At 73.8% G+C, this 15,393-nt stretch carries 13 protein-coding genes; 3 read left to right on the forward strand and 10 right to left on the reverse strand.

Annotation, left to right across the window (positions count from 1 at the left end; genetic code table 11):
• Positions 1-8: 8 nt before the first annotated feature.
• From RZ50_RS16090 to RZ50_RS16105, 4 genes are all read right to left on the reverse strand, one after another.
• The gene (locus RZ50_RS16090) at positions 9-1,334 is read right to left on the reverse strand and encodes a hemolysin family protein (protein ID WP_196947395.1); all 1,326 of its coding nucleotides are present in this window, start codon (positions 1,332-1,334) and stop codon (positions 9-11) included.
• Positions 1,335-1,426: 92 nt separating this feature from the next.
• Complete coding sequence (locus RZ50_RS16095) at positions 1,427-2,419, reverse strand: malate dehydrogenase (protein WP_196947394.1); 993 nt, start codon at positions 2,417-2,419, stop codon at positions 1,427-1,429.
• 201 nt (positions 2,420-2,620) lie between these two features.
• The gene (locus RZ50_RS16100; protein WP_196947393.1) at positions 2,621-3,046 is read right to left on the reverse strand and encodes a DUF3017 domain-containing protein; all 426 of its coding nucleotides are present in this window, start codon (positions 3,044-3,046) and stop codon (positions 2,621-2,623) included.
• 19 nt (positions 3,047-3,065) lie between these two features.
• Positions 3,066-3,920, reverse strand: a complete 855-nt coding sequence (locus tag RZ50_RS16105) for a bifunctional methylenetetrahydrofolate dehydrogenase/methenyltetrahydrofolate cyclohydrolase (protein WP_196947392.1) — start codon at positions 3,918-3,920, stop codon at positions 3,066-3,068.
• Positions 3,921-4,395: 475 nt separating this feature from the next.
• Here RZ50_RS16105 and RZ50_RS16110 point away from each other — a divergent pair, with 475 nt between their 5' ends.
• A complete protein-coding gene (locus RZ50_RS16110) occupies positions 4,396-5,034 on the forward strand; it encodes a hypothetical protein (RefSeq protein ID WP_196947391.1) in 639 nt (212 codons plus the stop codon).
• A gap of 90 nt (positions 5,035-5,124) precedes the next feature.
• On the opposite strand, the gene purH is transcribed toward RZ50_RS16110, so the two are convergent.
• Together purH and purN are read right to left on the reverse strand one after the other, a co-directional pair.
• Positions 5,125-6,726 (reverse strand): bifunctional phosphoribosylaminoimidazolecarboxamide formyltransferase/IMP cyclohydrolase, encoded by a 1,602-nt coding sequence (purH, locus tag RZ50_RS16115; RefSeq protein WP_196947390.1) that lies wholly within the window; start codon positions 6,724-6,726, stop codon positions 5,125-5,127.
• Complete coding sequence (gene purN, locus RZ50_RS16120) at positions 6,723-7,382, reverse strand: phosphoribosylglycinamide formyltransferase (protein WP_196947389.1); 660 nt, start codon at positions 7,380-7,382, stop codon at positions 6,723-6,725. The genes purH and purN overlap by 4 nt, the downstream gene beginning before the upstream one ends.
• A 402-nt stretch (positions 7,383-7,784) precedes the next feature.
• Here purN and RZ50_RS16125 point away from each other — a divergent pair, with 402 nt between their 5' ends.
• Positions 7,785-8,408: a hypothetical protein gene (locus RZ50_RS16125; protein ID WP_196947388.1), complete on the forward strand. Its 624-nt coding sequence runs from the start codon at positions 7,785-7,787 to the stop codon at positions 8,406-8,408.
• On the opposite strand, the gene RZ50_RS16130 is transcribed toward RZ50_RS16125, so the two are convergent.
• Positions 8,389-9,828, reverse strand: coding sequence for a DUF6350 family protein (locus tag RZ50_RS16130; RefSeq protein ID WP_217680562.1), 1,440 nt, complete (start codon positions 9,826-9,828; stop codon positions 8,389-8,391). The genes RZ50_RS16125 and RZ50_RS16130 overlap by 20 nt on opposite strands.
• A gap of 192 nt (positions 9,829-10,020) precedes the next feature.
• Here RZ50_RS16130 and RZ50_RS16135 point away from each other — a divergent pair, with 192 nt between their 5' ends.
• On the forward strand, positions 10,021-11,748 hold the full coding sequence (locus tag RZ50_RS16135) for a sigma factor-like helix-turn-helix DNA-binding protein (RefSeq protein WP_196949616.1): 1,728 nt from the start codon (positions 10,021-10,023) through the stop codon (positions 11,746-11,748).
• 69 nt (positions 11,749-11,817) lie between these two features.
• On the opposite strand, the gene sucD is transcribed toward RZ50_RS16135, so the two are convergent.
• The 3 genes from sucD to RZ50_RS16150 all read right to left on the reverse strand — a co-directional run bounded on the left by sucD (position 11,818) and on the right by RZ50_RS16150 (position 15,369).
• A complete protein-coding gene (gene sucD, locus RZ50_RS16140; protein ID WP_217680564.1) occupies positions 11,818-12,708 on the reverse strand; it encodes a succinate--CoA ligase subunit alpha in 891 nt (296 codons plus the stop codon).
• A gap of 18 nt (positions 12,709-12,726) precedes the next feature.
• A complete protein-coding gene (gene sucC / locus RZ50_RS16145; RefSeq protein ID WP_196949617.1) occupies positions 12,727-13,899 on the reverse strand; it encodes an ADP-forming succinate--CoA ligase subunit beta in 1,173 nt (390 codons plus the stop codon).
• A gap of 303 nt (positions 13,900-14,202) precedes the next feature.
• A complete protein-coding gene (locus RZ50_RS16150; protein ID WP_196949618.1) occupies positions 14,203-15,369 on the reverse strand; it encodes a VWA domain-containing protein in 1,167 nt (388 codons plus the stop codon).
• Positions 15,370-15,393: the final 24 nt, after the last annotated feature.

Genomic DNA, 15,393 nt, shown 5'->3' on the forward strand with positions numbered 1-15,393 from the left:
CCGCTCGCTCAGGAAACCTCCGCCCCCTGAGGTTCGGCCGTTGTGACCGCACTCACCCTCACCCGGGCGATCCGCCGCCCCTCCACCTTGGCCACCGTCAGCAGCACCGCTCCCCCGCCCTCCAGCGGGACGCGGGCCTGGTCGCCGTCGTTGGGCAGCCTGCCGAGCGAGGCGACCAGGCAGCCGGCCACCGTCTCGTACGGGCCCTCGGGCAGCGCGACACCGGTCTCCTCCTCGAAGTCGCCGAGGTTGAGCAGGCCGTCCAGTTCCACCCCGCCGCCGGCGAGTCGGCGGGTGGTGGCGGTCTCCGGGCGGTCGTACTCGTCCCGGATCTCGCCGATCACCTCCTCGACCAGGTCCTCCAGGGTGACGATCCCGGCGGTGCCGCCGTACTCGTCCACCACGATGGCCAGGTGGTGGCCCTCGCGGCGCATCTCGCCCATGGCCTCCAGCACCCGCTTGGTGCCGGGCAGCAGCTTGACCGGGCGGGCCAGGTCGCGGACCTTGACGGCCTGCTCGCCGCGGGCGCCGTACAGGTCGCGGACGTGGACGAAGCCGACCACGGCGTCGGCGCTGCCCTCGACCACCGGGTAGCGCGAGTGCGGCGAGGTCTCGGCCTGGTGCCGTACGGCGGCCAGCGGGCGTTCGGCGTCCAGGAAGGTCACCTCGGTGCGCGGGACCATCACCTCGCGCAGCTGGCGCTCCCCGGCGGAGAACACGTCCGCGATCAACGTCCGTTCGTCGCTGCCGAGTTCGGTGTTGGCGGCGACCAGGCCGCGCAGCTCCTCGGAGCTCATCGAGCCGCGGCCGGCGGACGGATCGCCGCCGAGCAGCCGGACCATCAGGTTGGTGGAGTGGCCGAGCAGCCAGATCACCGGGCGCAGCACCACCGACATCACGTCGACCACGGGGGCCGCGACCACGGCGATGGACTCGGCGCGCTGCAGGCCGATCCGCTTGGGGGTGAGCTCGCCGAGCACCAGCGAGACGTAGCTGATCACCAGGGTGAGGCCGACCAGGGAGACCGCGTCGGCCACCCCCTCGGCCAGTCCGGCCCGGACGAACAGCGGGGCGACCTTGCCGGCCAGGGTGTCCGCGCCGAAGGCGGCGGACAGGAAGCCCATGCAGGTGACGCCGACCTGGACGGCGGCCAGGAAGCGGTTGGGGTCGGCGGCCAGGTGCGCGGCGCGGGCCGCGCGCCGGGTTCCGTGCCCCTCCAGCGTCCGGATCTGACCCTCGCGCAGCGAGATCAGCGAGATCTCGGCGACGTTGAACAGCCCGCCCAGCAGGATGAAGACGAGGACCAGCGCCGCGTCCCCGAAGGTTTCGTTCACAGCGCGCCAGTGTAGGGCGCTTCACCCGACGACGACGGCCCACCGATCCCCCGCAGGGGTGGTGGGCCGTCGGTGCTACTGACTCGGCGGGCTCAGATGAGGCCCAGCTCCTGGACCGCGTCGCGCTCCTCGACCAGCTCCTGGACGGAGGCGTCGATGCGGGCGCGCGAGAAGTCGGAGATCTCCAGGCCCTGGACGATCTCGAACTTGCCGTCCTTGGTGGTGACCGGGAAGGAGGAGATCAGGCCCTCCGGGACGCCGTAGGAGCCGTCGGAGACGACGCCCATGGAGGTCCAGTCGCCCTCGGCGGTGCCGTTGACCCAGGTGTACACGTGGTCGAGGGCGGCGTTGGCGGCCGAGGCGGCCGAGGAGGCGCCACGGGCCTCGATGATGGCGGCGCCGCGCTTGGCGACGGTCGGGATGAAGTCGTTCTCCAGCCAGGCCTGGTCGGCGCCGACGGCCTCGAAGGCCGGCTTGCCGGCGACCTCGGCCTGGAAGATGTCCGGGTACTGGGTCGCGGAGTGGTTGCCCCAGATGGTGACGCGCTTGATGTCGGAGACCAGGGCGCCGGTCTTGGCGGACAGCTGGCCGACCGCGCGGTTGTGGTCCAGGCGGGTCATCGCGGTGAAGCGCTCGGCCGGGACGTCCGGGGCGTTGCGCTGGGCGATCAGGGCGTTGGTGTTGGCCGGGTTGCCGACGACCAGGACCTTGATGTCGTCCGCGGCGTGGTCGTTGATGGCCTTGCCCTGCGGGCCGAAGATGCCGCCGTTGGCCTGCAGCAGGTCGCCGCGCTCCATGCCGGCGGTGCGCGGACGGGCGCCGACCAGCAGCGCGACGTTGGCGCCGTCGAAGGCCTCGTTCGGGTTGTCGGTGATCTTGATGTCGCGCAGCAGCGGGAAGGCGCAGTCGACGAGCTCCATGGCGGTGCCCTCGGCGGCCTTGAGGCCCTGCGGGATCTCCAGGAGGCGCAGGTTCACCGGCACGTCGGCACCGAGCAGGTGGCCCGAGGCGATGCGGAAGAGCAGCGCGTAACCGATCTGGCCGGCCGCTCCGGTGATGGTGACGTTGACGGGGGTGCGAGTCATTTCTACCTTCTCCAGCAAATCGCCAGGCGCCCCAGGCACACCGGCACTGGAGCCGAGGATGGTCTCTCGACATCGAGAGACCGGCGTCAGGTTATCGCAAAGGGAAGCGTACGCCGCGTGCGCGGGCATGGCTGATGCGTCACAGACGACGGCGGCCCCCGGCCGGGATCACCGGACGGGGGCCGCCGTACGAGGGACAGCTCAGTGCTTGGGCCGGCCGATCAGTTGGCCGATGTTGTCGAGCAGGGGGAACTCCAGCCACGGGTTCGGCTGCGCCACCAGGGTCAGCAGCACGATCGAGGCGCCCAGGAAGGTCAGCACGATCACGTCGGTGAAGCGGCTGCGCACCGCCAGCATGCCGACCTCGGGCAGCACCAGCCGCAGGACGGCGCCGAGCAGCACCCCGGTGCCGAGGATCAGCAGCCCGTACTTGAAGCCGTCCTTGAAGTCGGCGAACCAGGTGACCGCGAGGCCCGCGCCGACCACCAGCAGGACCACCGTTATGGGCCACTGCCGGACCGGCAGGGCGTGGTCGCGCCCGAGGGCCGCGGACGAGCCCTCGGGCGGCAGGGTGCCGGTGGTCTTGACCGGCCTGCGCCGGGACCGCGCCGGTCGCGGTTCAGTCATGCTCGCCGTCCCTCGGGTGTCAGACGCCGGCGCGGCGCTCGGCCGCCTCGACGATGTTGTTGAGCAGCATCGCGCGGGTCATCGGGCCCACGCCGCCGGGGTTCGGGGAGATCCAGCCGGCCACCTCGGCCACGCCCGGGTGCACGTCGCCGACGATCTTGCCCTCGCTGCGGCTGACGCCCACGTCCAGCACCGCCGCGCCCGGCTTGACGTCCTCCGGCTTGACCAGGTGCGGCACGCCCGCGGCGGCCACGATGATGTCGGCCTGGCGCAGGTGCGAGGCGAGGTCCCGGGTGCCGGTGTGGCACAGGGTGACGGTGGCGTTCTCGGAGCGGCGGGTCAGCAGCAGGCCGATCGAGCGGCCGACCGTGATGCCGCGGCCGACCACGACCACCTCGGCGCCGTCGATCTGGACGTCGTGCCGGCGCAGCAGCTCGACGATGCCCAGCGGGGTGCACGGCAGCGGGCCCTCGATGCCCAGGGCGAGCCGGCCGAGCGAGGTCGGGTGCAGGCCGTCGGCGTCCTTGTCCGGGTCCATCAGCTCCAGGACCGGGTTCTGGTCCAGGCCCTTGGGCAGCGGCAGCTGGACGATGTAGCCGGTGCAGGCCGGGTCGGCGTTGAGCTCGCGGACGACGTTCTCGACGTCCTCCTGGGTGGCGGTGGCGGGCAGCTCGCGCTGGATCGAGGCGAGGCCGATCTCGGCGCAGTCCTTGTGCTTCCCGTTGACGTACCAGCGGCTGCCCGGGTCGTCGCCGACCAGGACGGTGCCGAGGCCGGGCGTGATGCCCTTCGCCTTGAGGGCCGCCACACGGACGGCGAGTTCGGACTTGATCGCGGCGGCGGTGGCCTTGCCATCGAGAATCTGGGCAGTCATGGATCCATTCTCCCGGATCGCGACCGGCCCCCGTACCAGGGCCGGTCCGGAAACGGGACGCACACGGAAGGTCCGCCCCACATTTCGGTTGCGCCACAGTCTTGATCCGGCGCGGGGAACTGGCTGGACAGCACGATGCCGTCCAGATGACGATATGACCGCATCCCTGCCGCGACCAGGCCCGGTGACGGACCGATGGATCCCGCGGCGGGGCGTAACCGGGGGAAAGAGCCAGTGATCCGACCACAGCAGACCGAGCAACCCGACCGTCGCCGCGCCGCTTCCGCCGCGCCGCGCCCGTCCCGGCCGGTGTCCGCCCGCTCACCGCACTGCTGAACCGGCCGCGCCCGTCACCGCCGCCGGGCCGTCACCGCTGCTCCCCGACACCGTCCCGTTCCTTTCCGTCGGCGCCCCTGCTCGCCGACCACGACCGGGGCTTCCGCCTTCCCGTCCCCGTAACTGCCCGGAGGCATCCATGAGTTACCCGCCCGACCCGAACAACCCCTACGACCAGCCGCCGGCCGCCGCCCCGGGCTACGGCTACCCGCAGCAGACCCCGCCGCCCGCCGCCCCCGCGTACGGCTACCCGCAGGCCGCCCCGGGCTACGGCTACCCGCAGGCCGCCCCGGGCTACGGCTACCCGCCGGCCGCGCCGCAGACCATGCCGGGCCTGGTCACGACCGCCCGGGTGCTGCTGTTCGTCGTCGGCGGCGTGCAGACGATCCTCACGATCATCTACCTGATCGCCGCGGCGGTCGCCAAGGACGCCACCAGCACCCTCAAGACCACGACCGAGGACGACCCCTTCACCGCGCTGGGCGACGCCGCCGTCGGCATCATCGTCGTCGTCGCGGTGCTGTTCGGGCTGTTCGCCGCGCTCTCCATCACGCTCGGCGTGAAGTTCGGCAAGGGCGGCAACGCCGTCCGGATCACCACCATCGTCTACGGCTCGCTCGGCGCGCTGGTCGGCCTGCTGCTCCTGGCGGGCGCCATCACCGGGAGCACCGCGGTGGGCCTGGTGATGGCCGTGCTGTGGCTGGCGGTCAGCATCATATGGATCACCGCGATGTGCGTCCGGGACGGCGTCAACTGGTTCAACCGGCCGCGCTACTGATCGGCCCGCACCAGCAGAGCGGCCCGGCTTCCTCCGAGGAGGGAGCCGGGCCGCTCTGTCATGCCGTCACACCGTCAGGCGGTCACACCGTCAGTGGAAGAAGTGGCGCGCGCCGGTGAAGTACATCGTCACGCCCGCCTTCTCGGCGGCCTCGATGACCTGCTCGTCGCGGATCGAACCACCCGGCTGGACGATCGCCCGCACACCCGCGGCGATCAGGATCTCCGGACCGTCCGGGAACGGGAAGAAGGCGTCCGAGGCCGCGAAGGAGCCCTTGGCCCGCTCGCCGGCCCGCTCGACCGCGAGCTTGCAGGAGTCGACCCGGTTGACCTGGCCCATGCCGACGCCGACCGAGGCGCCGTCCTTGGCCAGCAGGATCGCGTTCGACTTGACGGCCCGACAGGCCCGCCAGGCGAAGGCCAGCTCGGCCAGCTCGGCCTCGGAGAGCGCCTCACCGGTGGCCAGCGTCCAGTTCGCCGGGTCGTCGCCCTCGGCGTGCACCCGGTCGGCGTCCTGGAGCAGCACGCCGCCGGAGATCGGGCGCACCTCCTGGCGGTTGACCGGGGCCTCGGGGGCGACCAGCACCCGCAGGTTCTTCTTGCGCGCCAGCACCTCGACCGCGCCGTCCTCGTAGCCGGGGGCCACGACGACCTCGGTGAAGATCGGGGCGATCTGCTCGGCCAGCTCGACGGTGACCGGGCGGTTCACCGCGATCACGCCGCCGTACGCGGAGACCGGGTCGCACTCGTGCGCCTTGCGGTGCGCCTCGACGACGTCGGCGCCGGTCGCGATGCCGCACGGGTTGGCGTGCTTGATGATCGCGACGGCCGGCTCGGCGTGGTCGTAGGCGGCACGGCGGGCGGCGTCGGTGTCGACGTAGTTGTTGTACGACATCTCCTTGCCGTGCAGCTGCTGCGCGCCGGCCAGGCCGCCGGTGCCGTCGCTGTACAGCGCGGCGCCCTGGTGCGGGTTCTCGCCGTAGCGCAGCACGTTCTGGCGCTCCCAGGTGGCGCCGAGGAACTCGGGGAAGCCCGCGGCGGAGCCGCTGGTGTTCGCAGTGTCGCTCGGCGCGTAGCCGGCCTCGAACCAGGAGGCGACGGCCACGTCGTAGGCGGCGGTGTGGGCGAACGCGGCACCGGCCAGGCGCTTGCGGGTGGCCAGGTCGAAGCCGCCCTCCCGGACGGCCTCCAGCACGTCCCCGTACCGGGCCGGGTCGACCACGACGGCCACCGAGGGGTGGTTCTTGGCGGCGGCGCGGACCATGCTCGGGCCGCCGATGTCGATCTGCTCGACGCACTCGTCCGGGGTGGCGCCGGAGGCGACGGTGGCCTTGAACGGGTAGAGGTTCACCACGACCAGGTCGAAGGGCTCGACACCGAGCTCGGCCAGCTGCGCGCGGTGCGACTCCAGCCGCAGGTCGGCGAGCACACCGGCGTGCACCCGCGGGTGCAGGGTCTTCACGCGGCCGTCCAGGCACTCCGGGAAGCCGGTGAGCTCGGAGACCTCGGTCACCGGGACACCGGCGGCGGCGATCCGGCCGGCGGTGGAGCCGGTGGAGACGATGGCGACCCCGGCGGCGTGCAGGCCCTGGGCCAGCTCCTCCAGACCGGTCTTGTCGTACACACTGATCAGCGCGCGACGGATCGGACGGATGTTCTCGGAGACAGGGGGGGTGGTGGAGCTGGCACTCATGCCGGGATCCATACCTTTCGGTCCTCGATGCGGTGGCCCTCGCGGGCCAGCCGGCCCACGACGTCGACGAGCAGCTTGCGCTCGACAGTCTTGATGCGCTCGTGCAGCGCGTCGCCGCCATCGGCGTGGTCGGCGTCGACAACCTCGACGACGCCCTGCGCGATGATCGGCCCGGTGTCCACGCCGGCGTCGACCAGGTGGACGGTGCAGCCGGTGACCTTCACCCCGTACGCGAGGGCGTCGGTGACGCCGTGGGCGCCGGGGAAGGACGGCAGCAGTGCGGGGTGGGTGTTGACGATCCGTCCGGCGAAGGCCGCGATGAACTCGGGGCCGAGGATCTTCATGAAGCCGGCCGTGACCACCAGGTCCGGCTGGTGGGCGGCGACGGAGGCGGTCAGCGCGCCGTCCCAGTCGGCGCGGTCCGGGAAGTCCTTCACCCGGTGGACGAAGGTCGGCAGGCCCGCCTTCTCGGCGCGCTCCAGGCCGACGATCCCGTCCCGGTCCGCGCCCACCGCGACGATCTCGGCGCCGTAGGCCGGGTCGGCGACGGCGTCGATCAGCGCCTGCAGGTTGGTGCCGGAGCCGGAGACCAGCACCACCAGGCGGGCCGGTCCGGGCGTGCGGGGCGGGAAGAGCTGAGCGGGGGCGGCGGCCACTGCGCGATTCTCCGTAGGTCGGGCGCCGTCCGCTGGTACGTCCACCGGCGGTGGGGCCACTACGAACGGCAGGTCGAGCGAAGGGGAACACCAGGAGAACCCGCCGCGACGCGGGCCCCGGGGAACCTATGTGAGCTGCTGACCGTCACCACGATAACGGCTGGTCGGAGGGCCTCCGCACCCTCCCGGCGGCGCTACGCGCGTAGTTGAGACGGGGATCTCCTCGGCCCCGCCGCGCCGGAGTCGTCCAGGCCCGCCCCGGCCGGACGGACCTCCGGGCCGGACCGGCCTGGCAGGCCCCCGGCGGACCGTCGAACACCTGCGGGATCATTGGGAGCGCGGGAGACCGCTCCGACGCGAGACCCTCCGAACGAGCCCCGACCGAGAAGGAATGGCTGAACCATGAGCAGCGGCGACGACACCGGCGAGCGCAACCCCTTCGCGCCGCCGCCGGCGGACACCCCGGACCAGCCGTGGCAGCCGCGCAGCCCCTGGCCCGGCCAGGGCCCGGAGGGCGAGGGCGACCGGCCGCAGTTCCCGCCGCCGTGGGGCCAGGGCCAGGACGACGGCCGCCCCGGCCGACGGCCGTCGGCCCCGCAGCCGCCCCGGCTCGACCCGACCGACCCGGCCCACCGCAAGGCCCGCAACGCCGCGCTGGCCGGGCCCTTCGCGCTGGTCTGCCTGTTCGCGGGCCTCCGCTGGATCGCGCTGCTGGTCGGCCTGCTCGGCATCGCCTGGGGCATCGGCGCGCTGCGCACCCGGAAGCCTGCGGCGGCGGGCGCGCCCGGGGGCCCGGCCGGAGTGGCCCCCGGGGTCGCGGAGCCGAACCCGCTCACTCCGGCGGCGCTGGCCGGGATCCTCACCGGCGCGATGACGGTGATGGCCGCCACCACGGTGATCGGCCTCGGGGTGTACTACAAGGACTACGAGACCTGCGTCCGGGACTCGCTGACCAACGTCGGGGTCGAGAACTGCGACCGGTACGCGCCGCAGTGGTACGTGGACTTCAACGGGAACGCGGAGTAGCCGAGCGGCGGCCGGTTCCGGGCTCACCGTCTCCGGACTCTCCGACTCCCGGCCCGCCGGCTTCCGGCCCGCCGGCTTCCGGCCCGCCGGCTTCCGGCCCGGCCGCGGGGCGCCGGCCGGACAGCCGCAGCACCAGGGCGTACGTACCGGCGCGCAGCAGAAGCGCGCCCCGGCGGGTCTGCTCCGCGAGCCGGGCGTACACGCCCTGGCCGTGCGCCGGGTGCTGACCGGCCAGCAGGCCCGCCGCCGCCAGCCCCCGGTGCCGCACCAGCAGGGCGCCCGGCACGGCCACCACGGCCAGCCAGCCCGCCGCCGCCAGGCCCGTCCACCACGGCACCGGCCCCAGCCGGGCCATCCGCCCGCCCGCCAGCGCCCCGCCCGACAGCCAGCCCAGCACCGCCGCCCCGGCGCCGAGCAGCAGCGCGGCCGCCACGGCGGCCGCCACCGTCGCACCGGGCGGCCAGGGGCCGCGGCCACCCGCCGGGGACCGCCCGCCCGCGGCCGCGCGGCCCAGCAGGACGGCGGGCACCAGCCCCGCCAGCAGCGGCAGCAGCAGCGCCGCCAACCGCCAGCCGCCCGGGCCCTCCTGCGGCAGCAGGGCGAACAGCGGGAACTCCGGCACCGGGCCGAGCGCCGTACCGCCCGGCGACACCAGCGTCCCGGCGCCGACCGCGAAACCCGGACCCAGCGCGTACGCCGCGCCCCACAGCACCGCGTTCGGCAGCAGCACCGCGGTGAGCAGCAGCAGCCCGAGCACCGCCGTGGGCCCGCCGCCGAGCAGCGCCATCCCGCGCCCGCCGCCGGTCGCCGCGTCCAGCAGCGCCGCCACCGCCACCAGCACCCCGCCCGCCGCGACCAGGCCGGCCCCGGCCGCACCGGCCGCCCGCCGCACCACCGCGGCGCCGTCGTCCGGCCGCCAGCGCGGCGGGAGCCGGTCGAGCAGCGGGCCCGGCCCGGACGGCACGAGCCGCGCGGACCGTACGCCCGCGGCCGTCGCCAGGGCGGCGAGCAGGCCCACCGCCGGGAGGTCCAGCAGGACGCGGCTGCGGAACTGCCCTCCGCCCGCACAGTGCAGCGCCACCGCGACCGCCACCGCGCAGTACCCCGCCCACAGCGCCACCGGGCCGCCCCAGCGCGAGCGCGGCCCGCGCCGCGCCCCGACCCCGGCCGCCGCCCGGTACAACCGCACCACCACCAGGGCGCTGATCAGCAGCGGAGTGACGGTCAGCGGGGCGTCGGCCTCCCCACGCAGCACCGGCGCGCCGTGCCCCAGCAGCCAGAGCGCACCCGCCAACCGGGTGGCGCCGGTCGCGCCCGCGTCCGCGTACGGCGTCATCACCCAGAGCCCGAGCACCGGCACCCCGACCACCGACAGGCCGACCAGCGCCGTCCGCACCCCCGTCAACAGGTCGGCAGACACGGGGCGTCCACCCAATTCGCCGGGCACTCCGAGGATCGGACGGCCCATCAGCTGCGTCATGCGCCTCATGGTGCCAAGGCGACTCGCCATGCTCCGTGAAGCGGTAAACCGCCGCCGTGTCCCAGATTATTGGCTTATGCGCATTTTCAGACCCTGCCCCCAAGCCGCCGGCGCCCCGGCCCGGAGCGTCTGATGACCACGCCGCCCACCCGCACCGCCGAACTGCTGCGGACGTTGACGCCCCGTGAGGCCCAGGCCCTCGCCCACCTCGCCGCCGGCCACGACCTCCGTCGCACCGCCGCCGCCCTCGGCGTCACCCCCGACACCGTCCGCGGCCATCTCCACCGCGCCATGCGCAAGCTCGGCTGCCCCACCGAGGCCGCCGCCATCGCCCTCGTCAGAACCGCGACCCCCACCGGCCCGGGCGGGCGCCCCCCGGCACCGCAGGAGCCGGCGGCCGGGGACCGGAAGCGCCGCCCCGGCACCGGACCCGGCCACGAGGCACCGCCGAAGCGGCAACCCGCCCCGGCACCCGCCGACCAGCGGGACCGCGCCGTACGCCGAACCCCGCCCGCGGAACCCGCCCCGGAAGCGCACGGCAAGCAGCACCCGAGCACCCGGCGGGAGGCACCGTCGACCCCCAACGATCCCGGAGAGCGCAGCAGCATGGCCCCCACCTCGACGGCGAACACCGGGCAGCGCCCCGCCGCACCGACGCCGCCCACGGGCGGGAAGCCCCGCCCGGCCCCGGCCCCGGCGCCGGACACCCCGCCCGTGCCGCAGAACGCCCCGCGACCCCCCGCCGACCCGCGCGAGCGGATCAGTACCGCGCTCACCGAGGCGGCGAGCGGGCGGGAGCTGGCGGACGACCTCGGGCCCACGGAGAGCTTCGAGGAGCTGTACGAGGGCTCGTACACCCGGCTGGTGCAGCAGATGTTCCTGCTGACGGCGTGCCGGCACCGGGCGGTGCACTGTGTGCGGCGGGCGTTCGGGGAGGCGCGGCGGGACTGGGGCGCGGTGGCCGGGGCGGGGGATCCGGAGGTGTGGGTGCGGGTGCGGGCCTGCGAACTGGCGCTGTCGCCCTGGCGCCGGGGCGGGCCCCGGCGGGTGCACCCGTGGACGCTGCCGCACCGGCGGATCAGGGTGCGTCCGGCGGACGAGGCGCAGGCGGTGCTGCCGGACCACGACCGGCTGACCGACCAGGACCGCGCCCTGCTGAAGGCCCTGCGCCGGCTGTCACGGCCGCAGCGCCGGGCCCTGGTGCTGCACGACGGGCTGGGGCTGCCGGCCGCGGCGATCGCGCTTGAGGTCGAGTCGACGCGGACGGCGGCCGAGAGCCGGGTGTGGGCGGCGCGGGCGGCGCTGGCGCAGTGGGTGCCGGAGCTGGTCGGGCCGGATCCCGCGGCGCCGGGCTTCGCGGACGGGCTGAGCCGGCTGCTGCACCGGGCGGCGGTGCGCGGGTGCCCGGAGCCGCACCGGGAGCCGGTGCCGGTGCTGCGGGCCCGGCACCGGATGTGGACGGCGGGCCGGACGGGCGCGGCGGCGCTGCTGACGGTGGCGGTGGGCGGGGCCACGCTGGCGACGCTGGCGGGGGCGCGCCCGGCGGCGCTGTTCCGGCCGCCGGACCCGCCGTCCCCCACGCTGTGCATGGAGGCCCCCGGGGTGGCCGCCAAGGCGGCCGCGAACGCGCCGGACGGGCCGGGTGTGCCGCTGCTGCCCGGCGGTGCGCCGAACGGCATCAACAGCCTGTGGTGCAGCCCGGCACCGGGGCTGGAGGCGGTGGTGCTGGATCCGCAGCCGCGGGCGGCCGCGCGCTGGGAGCTGCCGGCCGTGGCCCGGCACGCGCCCCCGCCCCCGCAGGGCCCGGCGGCCTGCCCGCGGTGGACCGAGTTGCCCTGCACGACGGGGCCGACGCACTGAGCGGGCGCCACAACGGCGAGCGCCCCCGCCCGGAAGGGGTGGGGGCGCTCGCCGTGCGAGGTTCCGGGATCAGGCCTGGGCGGCGATGATCTCGCGGGCCAGGCGGGCGGTCTCGGACGGCGTCTTGCCGACCTTGACACCGGCGGCCTCAAGGGCCTCCTTCTTCGCCTGGGCGGTGCCCGAGGAGCCGGAGACGATGGCGCCGGCGTGGCCCATGGTCTTGCCCTCGGGGGCGGTGAAGCCCGCGACGTAGCCGACGACCGGCTTGGTCACGTGCTCGGCGATGTAGGTCGCGGCACGCTCCTCGGCGTCGCCGCCGATCTCACCGATCATGACGATGAGCTCGGTCTCCGGGTCCTCCTGGAAGGCCTTGAGGGCGTCGATGTGGGTGGTGCCGATGACCGGGTCACCGCCGATGCCCACGGCCGAGGAGAAGCCGATGTCGCGCAGCTCGTACATGAGCTGGTAGGTCAGGGTGCCGGACTTCGAGACCAGACCGATCTTGCCGGAGCTGGTGATGTCGGCCGGGATGATGCCGGCGTTCGACTGTCCGGGGCTGATCAGGCCGGGGCAGTTCGGGCCGATGATGCGGGTCTTGTTGCCCTTGGCACCGGCGTGCGCCCAGAAGGCGGCGGTGTCGTGCACCGGAACGCCCTCGGTGATGACGACGGCCAGGCCGATCTCGGCGTCGATGGCCTCGACCACGGCGGCCTTGGTGAACGCCGGCGGCACGAAGAGGACGGAGACGTCGGCGCCGGTCTTCTCCATCGCCTCGGCGACGGAGCCGAAGACCGGGATCTCGGTGCCGTCGACGTCGACCGTGGTACCGGCCTTGCGCGGGTTGACACCGCCGACGATCTGGGTGCCGGAGGCGAGCATGCGGCGGGTGTGCTTCATGCCCTCGGCGCCGGTCATGCCCTGGACGATGACCTTGCTGTCCTTGGTAAGGAAGATAGCCATGGTGTTAAGTCCCCTTCCTTACTTGTTGGCCAGCTCGGCGGCGCGGTCAGCGGCGCCGTCCATGGTGTCCACACGCTGCACCAGCGGGTGGTTGGCGTCGTCGAGGATCTTGCGACCCAGCTCCGCGTTGTTGCCGTCCAGGCGGACGACCAGCGGCTTGGTGACGTTCTCGCCCTTGCTCGCGAGGAGCTCCAGGGCCTGCACGATGCCGTTGGCGACCGCGTCGCACGCGGTGATGCCGCCGAAGACGTTGACGAAGACCGACTTGACGTCGGGGTCGCCGAGGATGATCTCCAGGCCGTTGGCCATGACCTCGGCGGAGGCGCCGCCACCGATGTCGAGGAAGTTGGCGGGCTTGACGCCGCCGTGCTTCTCGCCGGCGTAGGCGACCACGTCGAGGGTGCTCATGACGAGGCCCGCGCCGTTGCCGATGATGCCGACCTGGCCGTCGAGCTTGACGTAGTTCAGGCCCTTGGCCTTGGCGGCGGCCTCCAGCGGGTTGGCCGCGGCCTTGTCCTCCAGGGCCTCGTGCTCGGGCTGGCGGAACTCGGCGTTGTCGTCCAGGGAGACCTTGCCGTCGAGCGCGATGATCTTGCCCTCGCCGGACTTGATCAGCGGGTTGACCTCGACGAGGAGGGCGTCCTCGGCGATGAAGACCTTCCAGAGCTTCTGGAGGACGTCGGCGACCTGGTCGGCGATCTCGGCCGGGAACTTCGCCGCGGCGACGATCTCGGCGGCCTTCTCCGGGGTGCAGCCCTCGTTGGCGTCGACCGGGATCTTCGCGAGCGCCTCGGGGTTCTGCTCGGCGACGACCTCGATCTCCACGCCGCCCTCGACGCTGGCCATGGCCAGGAAGGTGCGGTTGGTGCGGTCCAGCAGGAACGAGACGTAGTACTCGTCCTTGATGTCCGCGGTCTGGGCCAGCATCACCTTGTGAACGGTGTGGCCCTTGATGTCCATGCCGAGGATCTGCTCGGCCTTGGCGACGGCGTCCGCCGGGTCGGCGGCGAGCTTGACGCCGCCGGCCTTGCCTCGGCCGCCCACCTTCACCTGAGCCTTGACGACGGCGCGGCCGCCGAAGCGCTCCGCGATGGCGGCAGCGTCTGCGGCGGTCTCGATGACATCGCCGTCAAGCACGGGCACACCGTGCTTGGCGAAGAGGTCCCTCGCCTGGTACTCGAACAGGTCCACGTGTTTGTCCTTGTTCGTGGTCGCGGATTGTGTCTCTACGAGCGTGCCACGGCAGGATCTTCGCTGCGGGTCGTCGGGGCGGTGCGGGTACGCAGAGGTACGGCCTTGCGGCCCACACAGCCACGGGCGCACACGTCAATCAACACGCGCGTCACGTCCGTCTGGCAGGTTATCCCCGTGGGAGGGGCCTGTTCCGCCCGGGGCCCTGTCCGTCCTGGGTGAGAACCGTCACAGAACTGCCGGGTGGACCGGGCGGACGCCCGGTCCACCGATCGAGTGCGTTGACCTGTTCGGGTGAAACTCTCACGCGCCCTGGTCGGGGACCGGGATCGGGCGCTTCTCGATCGCCGCCGCCATGATCTCCGGGAAGGCGTCCGGGGTGCAGGCGAAGGCCGGCGCGCCGAGCGCGGCCAGGGCGGCCGCGTGGGCGTGGTCGTACGCCGGCGCACCTTCGTCGGAGAGCGCCAGCAGCGCGATGAACTGGACGCCGGCCGCCTTCATCGCGGCGACCCGCCTCAGCATGCCGTCCCGGACGCCGCCCTCGTAGAGGTCGCTGATCAGCACCACGATGGTCTCGGAGGGCCGGGTGATCTTCGACTGGCAGTAGGCGAGCGCGCGGTTGATGTCGGTACCGCCGCCGAGCCGGGTGGCGAACAGGACGTCCACCGGGTCGGTGAGCTGCTCGGTGAGGTCGACCACCGAGGTGTCGAAGACGACCAGCCGGGTGTCCAGGGTGCGCATCGAGGCCAGCACCGCGCCGAAGACCGCCGAGTGGACGACCGAGGGCGCCATCGAGCCGGACTGGTCGATGCAGAGGATGACGTCCTTCTTCACCGCGCGCTGGGCGCGGGCGTAACCAACCAGCCGCTCCGGGACGACGGTGCCGTGCTCGGGCAGGTGGTTCTTCAGGTTGGCCCGGATCGTGCGGTCCCAGTCGATGTCGCGGTGGCGGGGGCGGTTCACCCTGGCGCTGCGGTCGAGGGCGCCGCCCAGGGTGGCCCTGGTCCGGTCGGCGAGCCGCCGCTCCAGGTCGGCGACCACCTTGCCGACCACGGCCCGGGCGGTCTCCCGGGTGGTCTCGGGCAGTGCGTGCTTGAGCGACAGCAGGGTGCCGACCAGGTGCACGTCCGGTTCGACGGCCTCCAGCATCTCCGGCTCCAGCAGCAGCCGGTCCAGGCCGAGCCGGGTGATCGCGTCCTGCTGCATCAACTGGACGACGGTGGAGGGGAAGTACTCGCGGATGTCGCCCAGCCAACGGGCCACCTGCGGGGCGGAGCCGCCGAGCCCGGCGCTGCGGCGCCCGCCGCGCGCCGGACGGGCCCCCTCCTCGGGGGCGCCCCGGTAGAGCGCGGCGAGGGCGCCGTCCATCGCGGCGTCGCGGCCGCGCAGGGTGCAGCCGGTCCTGTCGGCCTCGCCTCCGAGCACCAGGCGCCAGCGGCGCAGCCGCTCGTCGGTGGTGGTCGCTGCCATCTCGTCCTCTCCTTCGGGGGTTTC

It is taken from the genome of Kitasatospora sp. SUK 42 (genome assembly GCF_015776785.2).
Taxonomy (GTDB): Bacteria; Actinomycetota; Actinomycetes; order Streptomycetales; family Streptomycetaceae; genus Kitasatospora.

What these genes read in the sequence shown, in the direction of transcription:
- purH (WP_196947390.1), bottom strand. Translation starts at nt 6,726, where the DNA reads ATGAGTGCCAGCTCCACCACCCCCCCTGTCTCCGAGAACATCCGTCCG.
- RZ50_RS16100 (WP_196947393.1), bottom strand. Translation starts at nt 3,046, where the DNA reads ATGACTGAACCGCGACCGGCGCGGTCCCGGCGCAGGCCGGTCAAGACC.
- RZ50_RS16110 (WP_196947391.1), top strand. Translation starts at nt 4,396, where the DNA reads ATGAGTTACCCGCCCGACCCGAACAACCCCTACGACCAGCCGCCGGCC.
- sucD (WP_217680564.1), bottom strand. Translation starts at nt 12,708, where the DNA reads ATGGCTATCTTCCTTACCAAGGACAGCAAGGTCATCGTCCAGGGCATG.
- RZ50_RS16125 (WP_196947388.1), top strand. Translation starts at nt 7,785, where the DNA reads ATGAGCAGCGGCGACGACACCGGCGAGCGCAACCCCTTCGCGCCGCCG.
- RZ50_RS16135 (WP_196949616.1), top strand. Translation starts at nt 10,021, where the DNA reads ATGACCACGCCGCCCACCCGCACCGCCGAACTGCTGCGGACGTTGACG.
- RZ50_RS16095 (WP_196947394.1), bottom strand. Translation starts at nt 2,419, where the DNA reads ATGACTCGCACCCCCGTCAACGTCACCATCACCGGAGCGGCCGGCCAG.
- RZ50_RS16105 (WP_196947392.1), bottom strand. Translation starts at nt 3,920, where the DNA reads ATGACTGCCCAGATTCTCGATGGCAAGGCCACCGCCGCCGCGATCAAG.
- RZ50_RS16150 (WP_196949618.1), bottom strand. Translation starts at nt 15,369, where the DNA reads ATGGCAGCGACCACCACCGACGAGCGGCTGCGCCGCTGGCGCCTGGTG.